Origin of the sequence: Halomonas tibetensis (assembly GCF_042643535.1) — a bacterium.
In the GTDB taxonomy this organism is placed as follows: domain Bacteria; phylum Pseudomonadota; class Gammaproteobacteria; order Pseudomonadales; family Halomonadaceae; genus Halomonas; species Halomonas tibetensis.
The window spans coordinates 33292-49101 of record NZ_JBHRSQ010000039.1; the positions used below are offsets into that span (position 1 = coordinate 33292).

Annotated in this window: 13 protein-coding genes; 11 read left to right on the forward strand and 2 right to left on the reverse strand. The window is 65.5% G+C overall.

Going from position 1 to position 15810, the window contains the following annotated elements:
• Window positions 1-156 precede the first annotated feature (156 nt).
• Together ACFODV_RS15910 and rapA are read left to right on the forward strand one after the other, a co-directional pair.
• Window positions 157-969, forward strand: coding sequence for a TlpA family protein disulfide reductase (locus ACFODV_RS15910; RefSeq protein ID WP_379761197.1), 813 nt, complete (start codon window positions 157-159; stop codon window positions 967-969).
• 95 nt (window positions 970-1064) lie between these two features.
• Window positions 1065-4013 (forward strand): RNA polymerase-associated protein RapA, encoded by a 2949-nt coding sequence (rapA, locus tag ACFODV_RS15915; RefSeq protein ID WP_379761199.1) that lies wholly within the window; start codon window positions 1065-1067, stop codon window positions 4011-4013.
• Between the two features lie 63 nt (window positions 4014-4076).
• Here the strand turns inward: rapA and ACFODV_RS15920 are convergent, their stop codons facing one another.
• Window positions 4077-4982: a TIGR01777 family oxidoreductase gene (locus ACFODV_RS15920; RefSeq protein ID WP_379761201.1), complete on the reverse strand. Its 906-nt coding sequence runs from the start codon at window positions 4980-4982 to the stop codon at window positions 4077-4079.
• Between the two features lie 117 nt (window positions 4983-5099).
• Here ACFODV_RS15920 and ACFODV_RS15925 point away from each other — a divergent pair, with 117 nt between their 5' ends.
• The 9 genes from ACFODV_RS15925 (at window position 5100) to ACFODV_RS15965 (ending at window position 13857) form a co-directional block, all read left to right on the forward strand.
• Window positions 5100-6137: an NAD(P)/FAD-dependent oxidoreductase gene (locus ACFODV_RS15925; protein ID WP_379761203.1), complete on the forward strand. Its 1038-nt coding sequence runs from the start codon at window positions 5100-5102 to the stop codon at window positions 6135-6137.
• A gap of 76 nt (window positions 6138-6213) precedes the next feature.
• Window positions 6214-7146 (forward strand): MerR family transcriptional regulator, encoded by a 933-nt coding sequence (locus tag ACFODV_RS15930; protein WP_379761205.1) that lies wholly within the window; start codon window positions 6214-6216, stop codon window positions 7144-7146.
• 7 nt (window positions 7147-7153) lie between these two features.
• Window positions 7154-8569 carry a deoxyribodipyrimidine photo-lyase gene (phrB, locus tag ACFODV_RS15935; RefSeq protein WP_379761207.1) on the forward strand — a complete coding sequence of 472 codons (1416 nt, stop codon included), beginning with the start codon at window positions 7154-7156 and terminating at the stop codon, window positions 8567-8569.
• A 32-nt stretch (window positions 8570-8601) separates the two neighbouring features.
• Window positions 8602-9042, forward strand: a complete 441-nt coding sequence (locus ACFODV_RS15940) for a nuclear transport factor 2 family protein (RefSeq protein ID WP_379761209.1) — start codon at window positions 8602-8604, stop codon at window positions 9040-9042.
• A gap of 57 nt (window positions 9043-9099) precedes the next feature.
• Window positions 9100-9891: an SDR family NAD(P)-dependent oxidoreductase gene (locus ACFODV_RS15945; protein ID WP_379761211.1), complete on the forward strand. Its 792-nt coding sequence runs from the start codon at window positions 9100-9102 to the stop codon at window positions 9889-9891.
• Window positions 9888-11237, forward strand: coding sequence for an NAD(P)/FAD-dependent oxidoreductase (locus tag ACFODV_RS15950; protein ID WP_379761213.1), 1350 nt, complete (start codon window positions 9888-9890; stop codon window positions 11235-11237). The genes ACFODV_RS15945 and ACFODV_RS15950 overlap by 4 nt, the downstream gene beginning before the upstream one ends.
• The gene (locus ACFODV_RS15955) at window positions 11234-12043 is read left to right on the forward strand and encodes a DUF1365 domain-containing protein (protein WP_379761215.1); all 810 of its coding nucleotides are present in this window, start codon (window positions 11234-11236) and stop codon (window positions 12041-12043) included. The genes ACFODV_RS15950 and ACFODV_RS15955 overlap by 4 nt, the downstream gene beginning before the upstream one ends.
• A 104-nt stretch (window positions 12044-12147) precedes the next feature.
• Window positions 12148-13317: a class I SAM-dependent methyltransferase gene (locus ACFODV_RS15960; protein ID WP_379761288.1), complete on the forward strand. Its 1170-nt coding sequence runs from the start codon at window positions 12148-12150 to the stop codon at window positions 13315-13317.
• Between the two features lie 3 nt (window positions 13318-13320).
• On the forward strand, window positions 13321-13857 hold the full coding sequence (locus ACFODV_RS15965) for a DUF2878 domain-containing protein (protein WP_379761217.1): 537 nt from the start codon (window positions 13321-13323) through the stop codon (window positions 13855-13857).
• Here the strand turns inward: ACFODV_RS15965 and ACFODV_RS15970 are convergent.
• On the reverse strand, window positions 13810-15675 hold the full coding sequence (locus ACFODV_RS15970; RefSeq protein ID WP_379761219.1) for a putative bifunctional diguanylate cyclase/phosphodiesterase: 1866 nt from the start codon (window positions 15673-15675) through the stop codon (window positions 13810-13812). The genes ACFODV_RS15965 and ACFODV_RS15970 overlap by 48 nt on opposite strands.
• Between the last annotated feature and the right edge of the window lie 135 nt (window positions 15676-15810).

Below are 15810 nucleotides of genomic sequence, written 5' to 3' on the forward strand. Positions count from 1 at the left end.
GATGACAGCCATGCCGGCCAACAGTAGGCTTGGCAAGAATAAGACATCAGCGCAGGCAGCATCTTGCCTGCGCTGATGTCCAATTGTACCCGCTAGCGCGCCGGTCGCCGACCCTGCATCTTCCCGACTCTGCGTCATCGCTCAGGAGCCCGCCCCATGGATGCCATCGCCCTCGGTCCCGTACTGATTTCGGTACCGCGTCTGTACGCGCTGGGCGCCGCCTTGCTGCTGCTCGCCCTGAGCGCCTGGCTGCTGGGGCTGCCACGCGGCGAGCACGCCCGCTGGTTCAACGGCCTGGTGCTGTCCTGGCTGGTCGGCGCACGCACCGGACACGTGCTGCTGCACCTGGACGCCTACGCCGCGGCTCCGCTGGACATCCTCAAGCTTTGGCAGCCGGGCTTTCACGGCCTGTGGGGGCTGCTGGCCGCACTGCTGTGGACCGGCTGGACACTGCGCCAGCATCTGCTTCGGCTGATCGGCGCCATGGCGCTGACCGTAGGCACCGCCAGCCTCTGGCTGGTACTGGTCACTCTGGTGCCGCTGGGCGGCGGCATGCCGGTGGGCGAGCTACCCGACCTGACCCTAGAGACACTCGATGGCGAGGCCATCAACCTGCGCGAGCTGCAGGGGGAGACGGTGGTGCTCAATCTGTGGGCCACCTGGTGTCCACCCTGCCTGCGCGAGTTGCCGCTGCTGGCTGAGGCCGACGCCCGGGAAGGGGTCAGCGTGGTAGTAGCCAACCAGGGCGAGGAGCTGCTGCAGGTGCTTCGCTACCTGGACGACCAGGGGCTGGCCTTCCGCTATCCGCTGCTCGATCCCCGCCAGGAACTGATGGTGCTGCTGGAGGCTCCGGGGCTTCCTACCACCCTGCTGTTCGACACCTCCGGGCGTGCCGTGGAGCGTCACGTGGGTGAGCTCTCCCGGGCCCAGCTTGGCGCCTGGCTCGACCGCCATCACGCTGCCCCTTAAGCCGCGCCGGCCTTTGCTGTAAGATACCTCGCCCTGTTCCGCCGCCGCGTCCCGGCGGCCATGAGCGCATCCCTTTCAGCATCCTCCGAGGCATCATGAGCGACTTCTCACCCGGCCAGCGCTGGATCAGTGACGGCGAGGCCGAACTCGGCCTGGGCACCATCCTGAGCTGTGATGCCCGCAGCGTTACCGTCCTGTTTGGCGCCAGCCAGGAAACCCGCACCTACAGCAGCCGCCAGGCCCCGTTGACCCGGGTAGTGTTCGGCAGCGGCGACCGCATCCGCGATGCCGAGGGCTGGACACTCACCGTGGACGACACCAAGGAGCTGAACGGGCTGATCGTCTACATCGGCGAAGACGCAGAGGGCGAGCTGCACGAGCTGCCCGAGGCCCGGCTGGCCGACACGACCCAGTTCGACCAGGCACGCGACCGTCTGCTGACCGGCCAGGTTGACCGTAACGACTGGTTCGACCTGCGCTTTCGCACCCTGCACCACCACCACCGCATCGAGCAGAACCCGGCGCTGGGACTGGCCGGGCCGCGCATCGACCTGATTCCCCACCAGCTCTACATTGCCGACGAGGTCTCCCGCAGACACGCCCCGCGGGTGCTGCTGGCCGATGAAGTAGGGCTGGGCAAGACCATCGAGGCGGGCCTGATTTTGCATCGCCTGCTGCTCACCGGCCGCGCCGAGCGGGCGCTGATCCTGGTGCCGGCGAGCCTCTGCCACCAGTGGCTGGTGGAACTGCTGCGCCGCTTCGCCCTGGAGGTGACCCTGCTCGATGAGCAGCAGAGCCAGGCCCACGGCGATGCCAACCCCTTCGAGGCGGGCCAGATCATCCTCGCCAGCCAGGATTGGCTATTCGCCAACCCCCATCGTCAGGCCCAGGCCCTGGCATGCGTCTGGGACCTGCTGATCGTCGACGAGGCCCACCACCTGGATTGGAGCGAGGAGCAGGTAGGCCCCGGCTACGCCTGCGTGGCGCGCCTGGCCGGCGAGAGCGAGGGCGTGCTCCTGCTGACCGCCACCCCGGAACAGATGGGTCTCGCCAGCCACTTCGCCCGGCTGCGCCTGCTTGACCCGGACCGCTACCACAGCCTGGCGCGCTTCCGCGAGGAGGAGTCCCACTATGTGGAGGTGGCCGAAGCGATCGATGCCCTGGAGCGCCTGCCCGGCACGCCGGAGGATCGCGCCCGGGTGGCCGCGGTGATCGATGAGCCCGACAGCCTGGCGCTGCTCGATACGCTGGCCAACCTCGAAGCCAGTGAGGCGCAGCATGGTGCCGCCTTAAATCAGTTGCGCGACCAGCTCCTGGACCGCCACGGCACCGGGCGGGTGATGTTTCGCAACAGCCGCCGCCACGTGGGCGGCTTCCCCGAGCGTCACCTGCACGTCACCGAACTGCCCCTGCCCTCGGCCTACCGACGAGTGCTGCGCCGGCTGGAGCGCGACGAGGACTATCTGGACGAGCTGCTGATCGAGACCGGCCTCGACCATCCCGAGGTACTGATTTACCTGGACGCCATGTATCGGGCACTGATCGACGACCCGCTCAACGAAGAGCCCTGGTGGCAAATCGATCCCCGCGTCAACTGGCTGCTTGAGCGTCTGGCGGACGACAGCGACACGGGCTTGGCCAACGACAAGGTGCTGGTGATCGCCCACGATCGCGAAACCGCCAAGGGCCTGGCAGAGGCGCTGCGCGTGCTGGGCGGCTACCACGCTCCGGTGTTCCACGAGGGGCTTTCGCTGGTGGAGCGCGACCGCGCCGCCGCCGCCTTCGCCGACGAGGAGGAGGGCTGCCAGGTGCTGGTCTGCTCGGAGATCGGCTCCGAGGGGCGCAACTTCCAATTCTGCCGCCACCTGGTGATGTTCGACCTGCCCCTTCACCCCGATCAGCTGGAACAGCGCATCGGTCGCCTGGACCGCATTGGTCAGCGCCACGCCATCGAGCTTCACGTACCCGTATTCGAGGGCAGCCCCGGCGAGAAGCTGCTGCGCTGGTACCGTGACGGCATGGACGCCTTCAGCGCCCCCCACGGTATCGGTAGTGAGCTCTTCGCCGCTTTCGGCGACACCCTGGCCGAGGCGCTGCTCGACAACGACGCCATGGCAGACGTGATCGAGGAGACCCGTACGCTTTTCGAAAGCCGCCTGGCCGACCGCGACGCCGGTCGCAACCGGCTGCTGGAGCTCAACGCCTGCCGCGGTGATCGCGCCGAGGCGGTGGCCACGGCAATCCGTGAGTTGGATGAGGACCGCACCCTGCCCCGCTATCTGGATCTGGCACTGGACATCTTCGGGGTCGACAGCCAGGAGTTGGGCGGCGGCATCCAGCACCTGCATCCCAGCCCCCAGATGCTCGATGGGTTGCCCGGCCTGGCCAAGGGCGAAGAGGGATTCTCGGCGACCTTCTCGCGACTGCGCGCCCTATCGCGTGACGATGTCCAGCGGCTCTCCTGGGAGCACCCGCTGCTGCGCGAGATGATGGGACGCATCCTCGACGGCACCATGGGCAATACCGCCCTTGCGCTGCTCAAGCACCCGACGCTGCCCGCCGGGCGGATCATGGTGGAACTGGTGTTTCGCACCCACTGCCCCGCGCCGAGAAAGCTGCATCTCAACCGCTTTCTGCCGCCCACCGCGGTGCGCGTGCTGCTCGATGAGTCCGGCGCCAACTTGACCGACAGGATCTCTTTCACGGGGCTTTCGAAGAACCTTCAGAAGGTCAAGAAGGCCATTGCCCGGGACTTGATACGCAGCCGCCTCGAGGTGCTCCGTGACCTGCTCGACCGCGGTGAGGTCGAAGCGGAGCGCGAGCTGCCCTCCATCACAGAAGCGGCCCAGACGCGCATGCGTGAAGAATTGGACGGCGAGCTTGCGCGCCTCATCGCCCTGGCACGCCACAACCCGGCGGTTCGCGACGACGAGATCAAAGCGCTGCGCGACGAGCGTCAGGCGCTGGACGAGGCCATCGAAGGCACTCGCCTGCGCCTTGACGCGGTGAGGGTGATCGTTACGGTAGGAGAGGAGTCACGGTAATCCGGGCTGGTTCGGGGGCAAATAGCGCCTGCCCCCGTGATGCTTGATGTCAGGCGGGGAGCCTCATTTAACGATATCCGCCAGGGCGGCTTCCAGGGTCTCGAACTGGAACTGGAAGCCCGCTTCCTGGAGACGCTTCGGGCGCATGTCGGCACCGGTGAGCAGCAGCCGTGACATTTCGCCGAAGGCAGTCTCCAGTACGAAAGCCGGCACCGGAAAGATTGCCGGGCGCTTGAGCGCCTTGGCCAGGGTGCGGCTGAACTCGGCGTTGGTCACCGGGCGCGGGGCGCTGCCGTTGAAGGGGCCTTCAAGCTCGGGATTATCGAGCAGAAACAGGATAGCCCGCACCAGGTCCTCGCGGTGGACCCAGGGCATGAACTGCTTGCCGTCACCGAAGCGCCCACCAAGACCCAGCTTGAAGGGCGGCAGCATCTTCTGCAGGCTGCCACCACCGGCGTCGAGGACCAGGCCGATGCGCAGTAGCACCACCCGGGTGCCGAATGCCTCCGCCTCCCGGGCGGTGTCTTCCCAGCGCTTGCAGAGTCGGTGGGCAAACTCGTCGTGGGGCGGGGTCTGTTCGCTGACCTCGCGATCCCCCTGGTCGCCGTAGTAGCCCATCGCCGAGGCAGACACCATCACCTGAGGGGGCCGGTTGCCGCTGGCCTTGAGTTGTTCGCAGAGGATGACAAGATCACGCGTGATAGTGACCCGCGAGTCGATCAGCTGCTTTTTCTGGTCATCGCTCCAACGCTTGGCGGCGATGGATTCGCCGGCGAGATTGACGATGGCTTCCGGTGGCGTATCCACGAAGTCCAGCACCGAGCGTCGGATATCCGTGCCCTCGGGAAGCCGTGACCTCACTGCTTCCGGGTCCCGTGACACCACCAGCAGCCGATGCCCCGCCTCGGCCAGGTGCTGGCAAAGCCGCTGCCCCACAAATCCGCTGCCGCCGGTGATCAGCACTCGCATCGAGACCTCCTGATTTCTTTACTGGGTATATTTGAAATGACTAGCATCTGCCATGAGTTATACAGCTGTTGTACACTTCTGCTAGTCTAGCCGAAAACTAACGAGGATGACGCTGCCATGTGCTCAGATTCCACCCGCCGTACCGCTATTATCGGTGCAGGCATTGCCGGGCTAGCCTGCGCTCGGGCGCTGGACACCGGCGGCCTGCCGGTTACGCTGTTCGACAAAGCTCGCGGTGTCGGCGGCAGGATGTCCAGCCGCCGCCTGCCCGATGCCGTGCTCGACCTGGGCGCCCAGTTCTTCAGTGTCCGCGATACGACCTTTCGTCATGCTGTGGATAGCTGGCACAAGGCTGGCGCCATCGCCCCCTGGCCTGTGTCGCTGTGGTCGGCAGAGACGGGCAGCTGGCAGCGCCACGAGGATGATCTGGAGCGACTGTGCGGCACCCCGAGCATGAGCGCCGTAACCCGCCACCTGGCCGAAGGGCTGACGGTCGAGACCGAGACCCGCATCGAACACCTTGAGGGTTGTGCCGGACAATGGCAGCTGGTGGACGAGCACGGCAATCGCCACGGCCCCTTCGCTCGAGTGGTGCTCGCCATACCTTCCTCTCAGGCCCATGCCCTGTTGGGTTCCCATGATGAGAGCCTAGCTGCCGCCTGCGAAACGGTCATCCAGCGCCCCTGCTGGGCCGCCTGGGCGCTGTTCGATGCACCGCTGCCCGCACTGCCCGACGTCGATAGTGACTGGCAGGCGGTACGCATTAACGATCCGCGGCTGCGTTTCGTGGTCCGCAACCAGCTCAAGCCCGGCCGCCAGGATCAAGGTGAGAGCCTGAGCCTGCTGGCCAACTTGTCATGGAGCGAGGCGCGACTGGAGGACAGCGAGGAGACAGTGGTGGAAGCTCTGCTTGATGCCTTTCAGCAGGCGCTGCCCGCCGGCATCTCCCTCCCGGAGCCCAGCGCGCTGGGCGCTCACCGCTGGCGCTACGCTCAACCCGATGTCTTTGCCGGCGGCGAGGCCGTCAACCTCGATTATCGCCTCTCGGCTAGCGGCCTGGCCCTGTGCGGCGACGGCTGGCGAGGCCCACGGGTCGAGGACGCTTGGCTCTCGGGCCACCATCTCGGCGAGGCACTGGTCGCCAAGTCCATCTGAATCGACCGTGACAGGAGTCCGTCATGTCTTATGCCCAGACACTCATCGCCGCCGGGGCCGAGAGGTCCTGCCAGCCATGAGCGACCCCTCACAGCACGCCGGCGATACGCCGCTCTACCCGATCCGGGAGGTTTCCCGCCTTACCGGCGTGAACTCGGTGACCCTGCGAGCCTGGGAGCGGCGCTACGGGCTGATCAAGCCCCAGCGCACCCCCAAGGGACACCGCCTCTACGCCCAAGAAGACATTGAGCGCGTCGAGCAGATCCTTCAGTGGCTCAATCGCGGGGTGCCAGTGAGCCAAGTGCGCGAGCTGCTGGACCGCCCCGAGGTCAGCGAAGCGCCGATGGCAGACGCCAGCGACTGGCCGGGCCAGCACGCCCAGTTGGTCACTGCCACCGAAGCCATGGACCTGGCGCGTCTGGAGACCCTCTACGCCCAGTCTTTCTCGCTCTATCCTGTGCCGGTTTGCATCGCCGAACTGTGGGCTCCCGCGGTGCGGGAGCTCGAAGAGCACTGGGGCGATAGGCTTGGTGATACCCTCCAGCGACTCAGTCTCGAGGCTTTCCTGCGCACTCGCATCGGCACCCGCCTGCTCCACGCCAACGCCCGCGCTCAGGGTCCGGTGTTGCTGATGGTGCCGATGCCTGACGATCCGGGAACCCTGTGGCGGCTGCTGGCGGCCCTGGCCGCAAGTGACTATGGCTACCGGGTGGAGCTGCTCGACACGGCGTTGCCGTTTGGCGAGATACCTCTGGCGGTGGAAGCACTGGGCGCTAGCGGCGTGTTAATGGCCGGCAGCCACGCCGGCCGCAGCGATTTGGTACGGCGCCAGCTGCCGCGCCTGGCGGAGCAGCTGGAAGTGCCGCTGGCGCTGTGTGGCCCAGTGGCTCGAATCCGCGAAGCCGACCTGGAAGAGAGCCGGGTGGCGGTGCTGGGTGACGACCTGGACCAGGCGATGGCGGAGCTGTCCGTCCTGCTGCCCCTGACCCGGCTACCTCTGATGAAGTGAGCACACCATGCCTATCACCCTGATGTGGTTTCGCAGCGATCTGCGCGTCGCAGATAATCGCGCATTGGCCGCCGCCACCGCCCGGGGATCGGTTGTGGCCGTCACCCTGCGAAGCCTGCCCCACTGGCAGCGCCATGGACATGGCGCCAATCAGCTCGACTTCCGCGCCCGCGGCGTAGCCGCCCTCGAGGAGTCTCTGGCGGGGCTCAACATTCCGCTGCTGCACCGCGACATCGACGATTTTCGCGAGGCTCCCGCCGCGCTGCTGGCCATCGCCCGCGAGGTTGGCGCCAGCGCCCTGCACTTCAATCACGAGTATCCGCTGGATGAGCAGCGCCGGGACGCGGCCGTGGTCGCCGCCTGTCAGGAGGCAGGGCTCGAAGCCAACGGGCACCATGACGCCGTGGCCTTTGCCCCGGGGGAGCTGCTCACCGGCAAGGGCGACTACTACGGTGTCTTTACCCCTTTCTCGAAAAGCTGGCATCGCCAGCTGACGGCGGAACGCCTGGCGCTGAGCGACACCCCCGCTCCCCAGGCTTCTATCGGCATCGTCAGCGACCCGCTGCCCGAATTACCCCCTCTCGAAGACACCCCTATCGATGGCCGCCAGTGGCCGGCCGGAGAAGGGCCGGCCGCCGACCGCCTGGAGCGCTTCCTGCGCTTTCGCGGGCGCCACTATGGGCGCCAGCGCGACTTCCCAGCGATTCGCGGCACCAGTGAACTCTCACCCTATCTGGCGCTGGGCATGATCTCACACCGCCAGTGCCTCCAGGCGGTGATGGCCGAGAACGACGGCAGCCTGGCCGAAGGCGATGCCGGGCTTGTGGCCTGGGTGAACGAGCTGGTGTGGCGTGAGTTCTACCGCCACGTGGCGGTAGGCTTCCCCCAGGTCTGCCGACACCGCCCCTTTCAGGCCCACACCGAGGGACTGGCCTGGCGGGATGATGACGAAGGTTTCTCCGCCTGGTGCGAAGGTCGCACCGGCTACCCCATCGTCGATGCCGCCATGCGCCAGCTGCTCGCCACCGGCTGGATGCACAACCGCCTGCGCATGATCACCGCCATGTTCCTCAGCAAGCACCTGCTGATCGACTGGCGGCGCGGCGAGGCCTTCTTTATGCGCCATCTGGTGGACGGAGAATTCTGCGCCAACAACGGTGGCTGGCAGTGGGCAGCCTCTACCGGCACAGACGCCGCGCCCTACTTCCGTATCTTCAATCCCACCACCCAGTCGAGCCGTTTCGATCCCGAAGGAATATTCCTGGCCGAGTGGCTGCCGCCTCTTGCCGACCTGCCCGCCAAGGCGCGACATGCCCCGCCCCGGGACCTGCTCGGTGGCGTCGACTATCCCCCGCCCATCGTCGACCACAGGGCGGCTCGAGCTCGGGCCCTGGAAGCCTTCAAGGCACTCAAGGCCGACTGATGTTTCGGCATCGCCCGTTTCAGGAGCAGCCCATGGCAGCGACCGCAGATGACCGGCTGGAGGCTTTCTGCGCCTTCTTTAATAAGCTAGACAAAAGCTGTACAAAAGAGCTCTTCAGGTTCTATACTCCGGATGTCATATTCATCGATCCGCTCCACCGGGTAGAGGGCTCAGAGGCCCTGGAGCGTTATTTTTCGACCCTGTACGAAAACGTGACAGCATGTCGCTTCACTTTTCATGAGCGACAAATGTTGGACGATCAGGCCTTCGCCATCTGGACCATGTCTCTGACGCATCCACGACTCGATGGAGGCAGAGAAATCCAGGTAGATGGCTGCTCGCACCTGACTTTCGTCGCGGACGGCAGAGTCATGCGTCACCGAGATTACTTTGACGCTGGCGCCCTGCTCTACGAGCGCCTGCCGCTGTTGGGCGGCATCATACGTCGGGTAAAGAAACACATTGACGGCTGACCGATGGCTTGCGGCGGTCGACCATCCCGGCCGGAGGGCCGGTCCCCTGGAGGCCTCATGCCACTTAACGGTAACCAACGCATCTGGCTCACCGGCGCCACCTCCGGCATCGGTAAGGCTCTCGCCGAGCGTCTGCTCGAAGACGGCCACCGAGTAGCCCTTAGCGCGCGTGGTGAAACCGATCTGCAGCATCTCGCCGCCGGACGCGACAACGCTCTACTGCTGCCCCTGGACGTGAGCGACCGAGAGGCCGTGGCCCGTGCCGGTGACCGAATCGCGGAGGTTTTTGGCGGTCTCGATCTGGTGCTGCTTAACGCCGGCACCTGTGAGTATCTCGACGCTCAAGAGTTCGATGTCGGGCTGGTAGAACGCGTGTTTGCCCCCAATTTCTTTGGCGCCGTCTATTGCATTGAGGCGGCCCTGCCGCTGCTTCGCCAGGCCCGGGCCGAGGGCAGTCGCCCGCTTCTGGCGGCGACGTCCAGCGCCGCGGCCTATTTGCCGCTGCCCCGCGCCGAGGCCTATGGCGCTTCCAAGGCGGCGCTTAGTCATTTTCTCGAATCCCTGCGCCTCGATCTTCACGCCGAGGGGATCGGCGTCAGCGTGATTCACCCCGGCTTCGTAAAGACCCCTCTCACCGATCGCAACGACTTTCCGATGCCGATGCGCGTCGGGGTCGATCAGGCCGCTGAAGCAATCCTGGCAGGCCTCTCACGCCGACGTCTGGATATCCATTTCCCGCGCCGCTTCACGCTGCTGTTGAAGCTCATGGGCATCCTGCCCCCGGCGCTGCGACACCGCCTTGGCCTGCGCCTGGTAAGACCGGGCACCACTTCGGAGAGTGCGCCATGACCGCCTTCCTTCGCCATCCTGCGGAGCCGGAACGCCGCATCGCCGTGATCGGCAGTGGCATCGGCGGCATGGCCGCCGCCTGGTACCTATCCAATCGCCACCAGGTGACCCTGTTCGAAGCCGCCGACCGCCTGGGTGGCCACACCGCCACCGTCGACGTAGAGCTCGAGGGACGCCACTACGCCATCGACACCGGCTTCATCGTCTTCAACGACTGGACCTACCCCCACTTCCGTCATTTGCTGGCAAGGCTGGGTGTGCTCACTCAGCCCACCGAGATGAGCTTCTCGGTTCACGAGACTGCCCGCGACTTCGAATATAACGGCCACACCCTGTCGAGCCTGTTTGCTCAGCGGCGCAATTTGCTGCGTCCCAGTTTCTACCGGCTACTGCGCGATATCCTGCGCTTCAACCGCGAAGCGATCCTGGCCCTCGACAGCGGCACTCTCGCTCCTGACATGACGCTTGGCGAGTGGCTTGACGCCGGTAGCTACGGCGCTGCCTTCCAGCGCCACTACTTGCTTCCCATGGGCGCTGCCATCTGGTCGGCCAGCCTTCAGGATTTGCGCGACTTCCCGCTGCAGTTCTTTGTGCGTTTCTTTCGCCACCACGGCCTGCTATCGGTGAGTGACCGTCCCCAGTGGTACACCCTGGTAGGCGGCTCGCGAAGCTACATCCCGGCGATGACCGCGCCATACGCGGAGCGCATTCGACTCTCGACCCCGGTACGCGGTATTCGCCGCCTGGCCGATGGCGTGGAAGTGCGCACCGACGCCGGAACGGAATGCTTCGACGAAGTGGTACTGGCCTGCCATGCCGATCAGGCCCTGGCATTGCTGGACGATCCGAGTCCCGCCGAGCGCGACATCCTCGGCGCGCTGCCCTACCAAGACAACGAGGTGGTGTTGCACACCGATACGCAGCTGCTCCCGCGCCGCCGCCGTGCTTGGGCGAGCTGGAACTATCGGCTCGATGGGCGCGGCGAACACGAGCGTATCTCCGTCACCTATGACATGAATATCCTTCAGCGCCTGGAGACGCCCCACACCTTCTGCGTCACCCTTAACGACAGCGATGCTATCGATCCGAACAAGGTACTGGGTCGTTTCACCTATGCTCACCCCCAGTTCACCCTGGCAGGAGAAGCGGCCAAGGCACGCCACGCAGAGATCTCCGGCCCCGACTTCCGCACCCATTATTGCGGCGCCTACTGGCGCAACGGCTTCCACGAGGACGGGGTGTGGAGCGCGCTGCGGGTGGCTCGCGGCCTGGGCTGCGACGAAACGTCACCGCGCCCAGGGGAGCCCGGCTGGGCGCCCGACGCCCTTGAGGTCGCCGTGGCATGAACACCGCGCCTCGCTCCCGCATCTACCGCGGCACCCTGCGCCACCGTCGCTTTCTGCCGCGTCAACACGCCTTCACCTACCGCGTGTGGATGGCATGGCTGGATCTGGATGAGCTGCCCGAGCTCTTCGACGGCGTACCGGGCTTCAGCGCCCGCCGCCCGGCCCTGGCGCGCTTCCGGCGCAGGGACTATCTCACGGACGATCTCAAGAACGATCTCAAGGACGATCTCGCTCCTCACGACCGGCCACTCAAACAGGCGGCACATGAGGAGATTGAGCGCCAGCTCGGCTGGGCACCGGACGGGCGCATTTGCCTGCTGACTCAGCTGCGCACCCTGGGGCTCGGCATCAACCCGGTCTCACTCTATTACGCTTTCGACACCGAGAATCGGCTGCGCGCCGTGCTCGGCGAGGTGACCAATGTGCCCTGGGGAGAGCGCGCTCGTTACGCCTGCGCCATAGAGCCAACCCGACATAGTCACGAGGCCACCTTCGCCAAGACGATGCACGTCTCGCCCTTCAATCCCATGGACATGACCTACCGCTGGCGCTTCAACACGCCGGAAGCGCAGCTGATGATGCACATGGAGAACTGGCAGGGGGACGCAAAACACTTCGACGCCACCCTGACCCTGGAGGCCCGTCCGGCGACCCGCGGCGTACTGCTGGGTACCCTGGCACGCCAGCCCTGGATGAGTCTCAAGACCCTGGCCGGCATCCACTTCGAGGCCCTGCGCCTGTGGCTCAAGCGCGTGCCGATCCATGACCACCCCGGTCCTGACCCGAGTTCCCGTAAGGAGAGTTAGTCGTGAACACTCTGCGCTCCGCAAGCACTACAGGCTCCGTCGTTGAGGATGCCGATCGCCTGACCCGCTGGCTGCGGCCTCGGCTGCTGAAGCAGTTGGATCGAATGGAGGGCGGCCGGGTGACTCTGATCGAGGGACACCGCCGCCACCAGCTCGGTCAGGGCGGCCCCCTGGACGTTACTCTGGTGGTGCGCGACAGCCGCGCCTGGAAACGCCTTGCGCTAGGCGGAACCGTTGGGGCCGCCGAGGCCTACATGGACGGTGACTGGGACGTCGATGATCTGGTCGCCCTGGTGCGGCTCCTTGCCGCCAATCTGGAGCGCGTCAACGGTGAAATGGAGAACGGTACGGCGCGGCTGGGTCGCTGGCTGATGGCCGCCGTCTACCGCCTGCAGCGCAACAGTCTCAAGGGCTCGCGGCGCAATATTGCCGCCCACTACGACATCGGCAATGATCTGTTCGCCACCTTCTTGGACGAGCACCACCTGATGTACTCCAGTGCGGTATTCCCCTATCCGGAGGCGAGCCTGGAGGAAGCGTCCACCTTTAAGCTGGACCTGATGCTCGACCGCCTCGACGTGCGCCCCCAGCACCATCTGCTGGAGATCGGGACCGGCTGGGGCGGGCTGGCCATTCACGCGGCCCGCACCCGCGGCTGCCGGGTCACCACCACCACTATCTCCGATGAGCAGTACGCTCATACCGCGCGGCGCATCGAGGAGGAGGGCTTGGGAGACCGCATCACCCTGCTCAAGCAGGACTATCGTGAGCTCTCCGGGCGCTTCGATCGGCTGATCTCCGTGGAGATGATCGAAGCGGTGGGTCACCAATATCTGGATACCTATCTGGTCACCCTGGATCGACTACTGACCGATGACGGTATGGCTCTGCTGCAGGCCATCACCATCCGTGATCAGCGCTTCGAGGCTGCCAAGCGCGAGATGGATTTCATTAAGCGCTACATCTTTCCGGGCGGCTTCCTGCCCTCCCACCGAGCCATCCTTGATGGTCTGGCTCGGCGCACGTCCCTCAACGTGCTGTCCTTGGACGAAATCGGCACCCACTATGCGCGCACGCTGCGCGAATGGCGCCATCGCTTCGAGGCCAACCTCGAACGGGTTCGCAAGCTGGGCTATGACGAGCGTTTCATCCGCATGTGGCGCTACTACCTCTGCTACTGCGAGGGCGGCTTCCTGGAGCGTAGCATCGGCACCTGCCACCTGCTGCTGGCCAAACCCGGTGCTCGCCCCGCCCCCCAGACCGGTAGTCACTGACCGATGGCACTGTCTTCGGTCCTGCGCCAGCCGGGCACTCGCCGGGCGCTGCTCAACCTGGTGGCCTTCGAACTGGGCTGGCTTGCCTGCGTACTGGGTGGCTCCTGGATCGCGGCGCCGGTCGCGTTCGTCATCTTGACCCTTCACCTGGTCTGGCAGGCGAAGCCGGGAGAGTGGCGCTGGCTGGCAGGCTTTGCAGCGATGGGACTTGTAGTGGATGGTGGCCTGACCCTGATTGGCGGCTTTGACTTCGGCGACCAGCCGCTGATGTTCGGCGTATTGCCGCTGTGGATATGGCTGCTGTGGCCGCTTTTCGCCACCCTGCTTCACCACTCGCTGGCCTGGCTGTGGCAGTACCCTTGGCTTGCCGTGCTGGGGGGGGCCATCAGCGGTCCGGCCTCCTATTATGCCGGCGCCCAGCTGGCCGATGTGACTCTTGCGTCCTGGCTGCTTCCCGTTCAAGCCCTGGTGTGGGGTCTGCTCTGTCTGTGGCTAGCCATTCACTTTGGCCGCAGCGAGCGCCGTACTTCCCCCGCCTGACCCCGCAGGCAACCAGCGCGCTTCAATGGCGTCTGCTGGTTCAGGGCGCGCATAGAGGAAACCCTGTACCAGAACGCAGCCTGCAGCCAACAGGAAGTCACGCTGGGCCTCGGTTTCGACTCCTTCCGCGATCACTTCCAGGTCGAGCCCCCGCGCCATCGCCAGCACCGCGTTGACAATGGCCGCGTCGGCGCGGTCGCCGGGCAGGGCACGGATAAAGGTGCGGTCGAGCTTGAGCTTATCCAGAGGCAGCTGCTTCAGGTAGCCCAGAGACGAGTAGCCGGTGCCGAAGTCATCAATGGCAACAGGGTGTCCCAGCTTGCGTAGCGCTTCAAGGCGCGGCGCAATGTCGCCGGCGCGCTCGTCAAGCAACACGGATTCGGTGATTTCCAGCCCCAGCAGCGGCGCTGGCACCCCATGGCGTGCCAGCCCTGCACTAAGCGCTGATTCCAGCTCGCCCTGGAACATCTGCAGCGCTGAGACGTTGATCCATATCGGCAGCTCAGGCATGCCCAATCGGCGCCAGCGCGCCTGACAGGCAAGCGCCTCATCGATAACCCAATTACCCAGCGAGGCCATCAGACCGTGTCGCTCGGCCAGAGGGATGAAGTCGACAGGCGAGATCATGCCGTCGCGGGGGTGCCGCCAGCGCAGCAGCGCCTCCCAGCCTACCAGGCCGCCATCCCCCAGGCGGTGCTGCCCCTGGTAGTGCAACTCAAGTTGAGAGCCAGTGGCCAGGGCGTGGCGCAGGTCGTTGACGATACCCAGCTGGGGGGTCTCCTGCACGTCCAGGGCTGGACGGAAGCGTTGGCTGTGATTACGCCCATTGCGTTTGGCGGTATAGAGCGCCGACTCCAGCCTTTGAAAAAGGGTGCCGGACTCCCGGCCATCTTCCGGGGCGCGGCAGCTACCCACGGTAAGCCCCAGGCGCAATGAGTGTCCCTGCAGTTCGAAGGGCTCGGCAAGGTGGGTTCGGAGGCTAGCGACCCACTTGTCGTGATCGTCGAAATTGGTCGTGCGGATCACCATGAATTCGTCGCCGCCGAGACGTCCCACGACGCCGCCGGCGACCTGGTTGGCCAGGCGCTGGCCAAATCGCGCCAGCAGGCGATCACCCTGCTCGACGCCGAGGGAGTCGTTGACCTCCTTGAAACCATCGATATCGATCAGTGCGATGTCGAGGCTCTCGCCGGCCCGCAGGTGGCGCAACCGCGATCCCATCAAGTCGTGCAGTCTGCGCCGGTTCGGAAGGCCCGTGAGGGGGTCCTCAAAGCCGATCCGACGCAAGTCACGCTCACGTGCCTTGTGCATCGAGATGTCAGTGAACAGGTAGACGTGGTGACTGAGCCGACCGTTGGCATCGGTGATGGCACGTACGCGCAGCCATTCGGGATATTCGTCGCCGTGCTTGCGGCGATTCCACATCTCCCCTTCCCAGCGTCCAGTGCCGTGCAGGGTCTGCCAAAAGCGCTCGAAGAAGGCGGTGTCGTGGCGGGGCGCTGACAGCGCAGTGGCATTGCGACCTCGCACCTCCTCGACGCTGAAGCCGGTAATGCGGGTAAAGGCAGGGTTGACGGCGAGGATACGATTGGCCGCGTCGGTGACAATGACACCATCCTCGGTCAGCGCCAACGCCTCCTGGCCCAGCCGCGCATGCTGATGCTCACGACAAACTTGCCGCCAGGCGTCGGCCAGGCCTAGCCCCACCAGGGAGATGGCCACGGCGCGCAGGACCAGGTCGGGCAGCCAGACGCTGAGCGTGAGGCCGGCAAGGCCAACCCACATCAGCGGGCGGTTGAGGGAAAAAGATGGCCACATGGCGTTGGCTTAACTCATGCGTGAGTGAAAGACATTGGCCTATTTATCGGCCGTCCAGGCATTTACTGTACCTTCTCGAGCGCTACGAGGTTTCCACGCTGATGCGGCAAGGGACGCCCGGCGTGCATTCCCTCT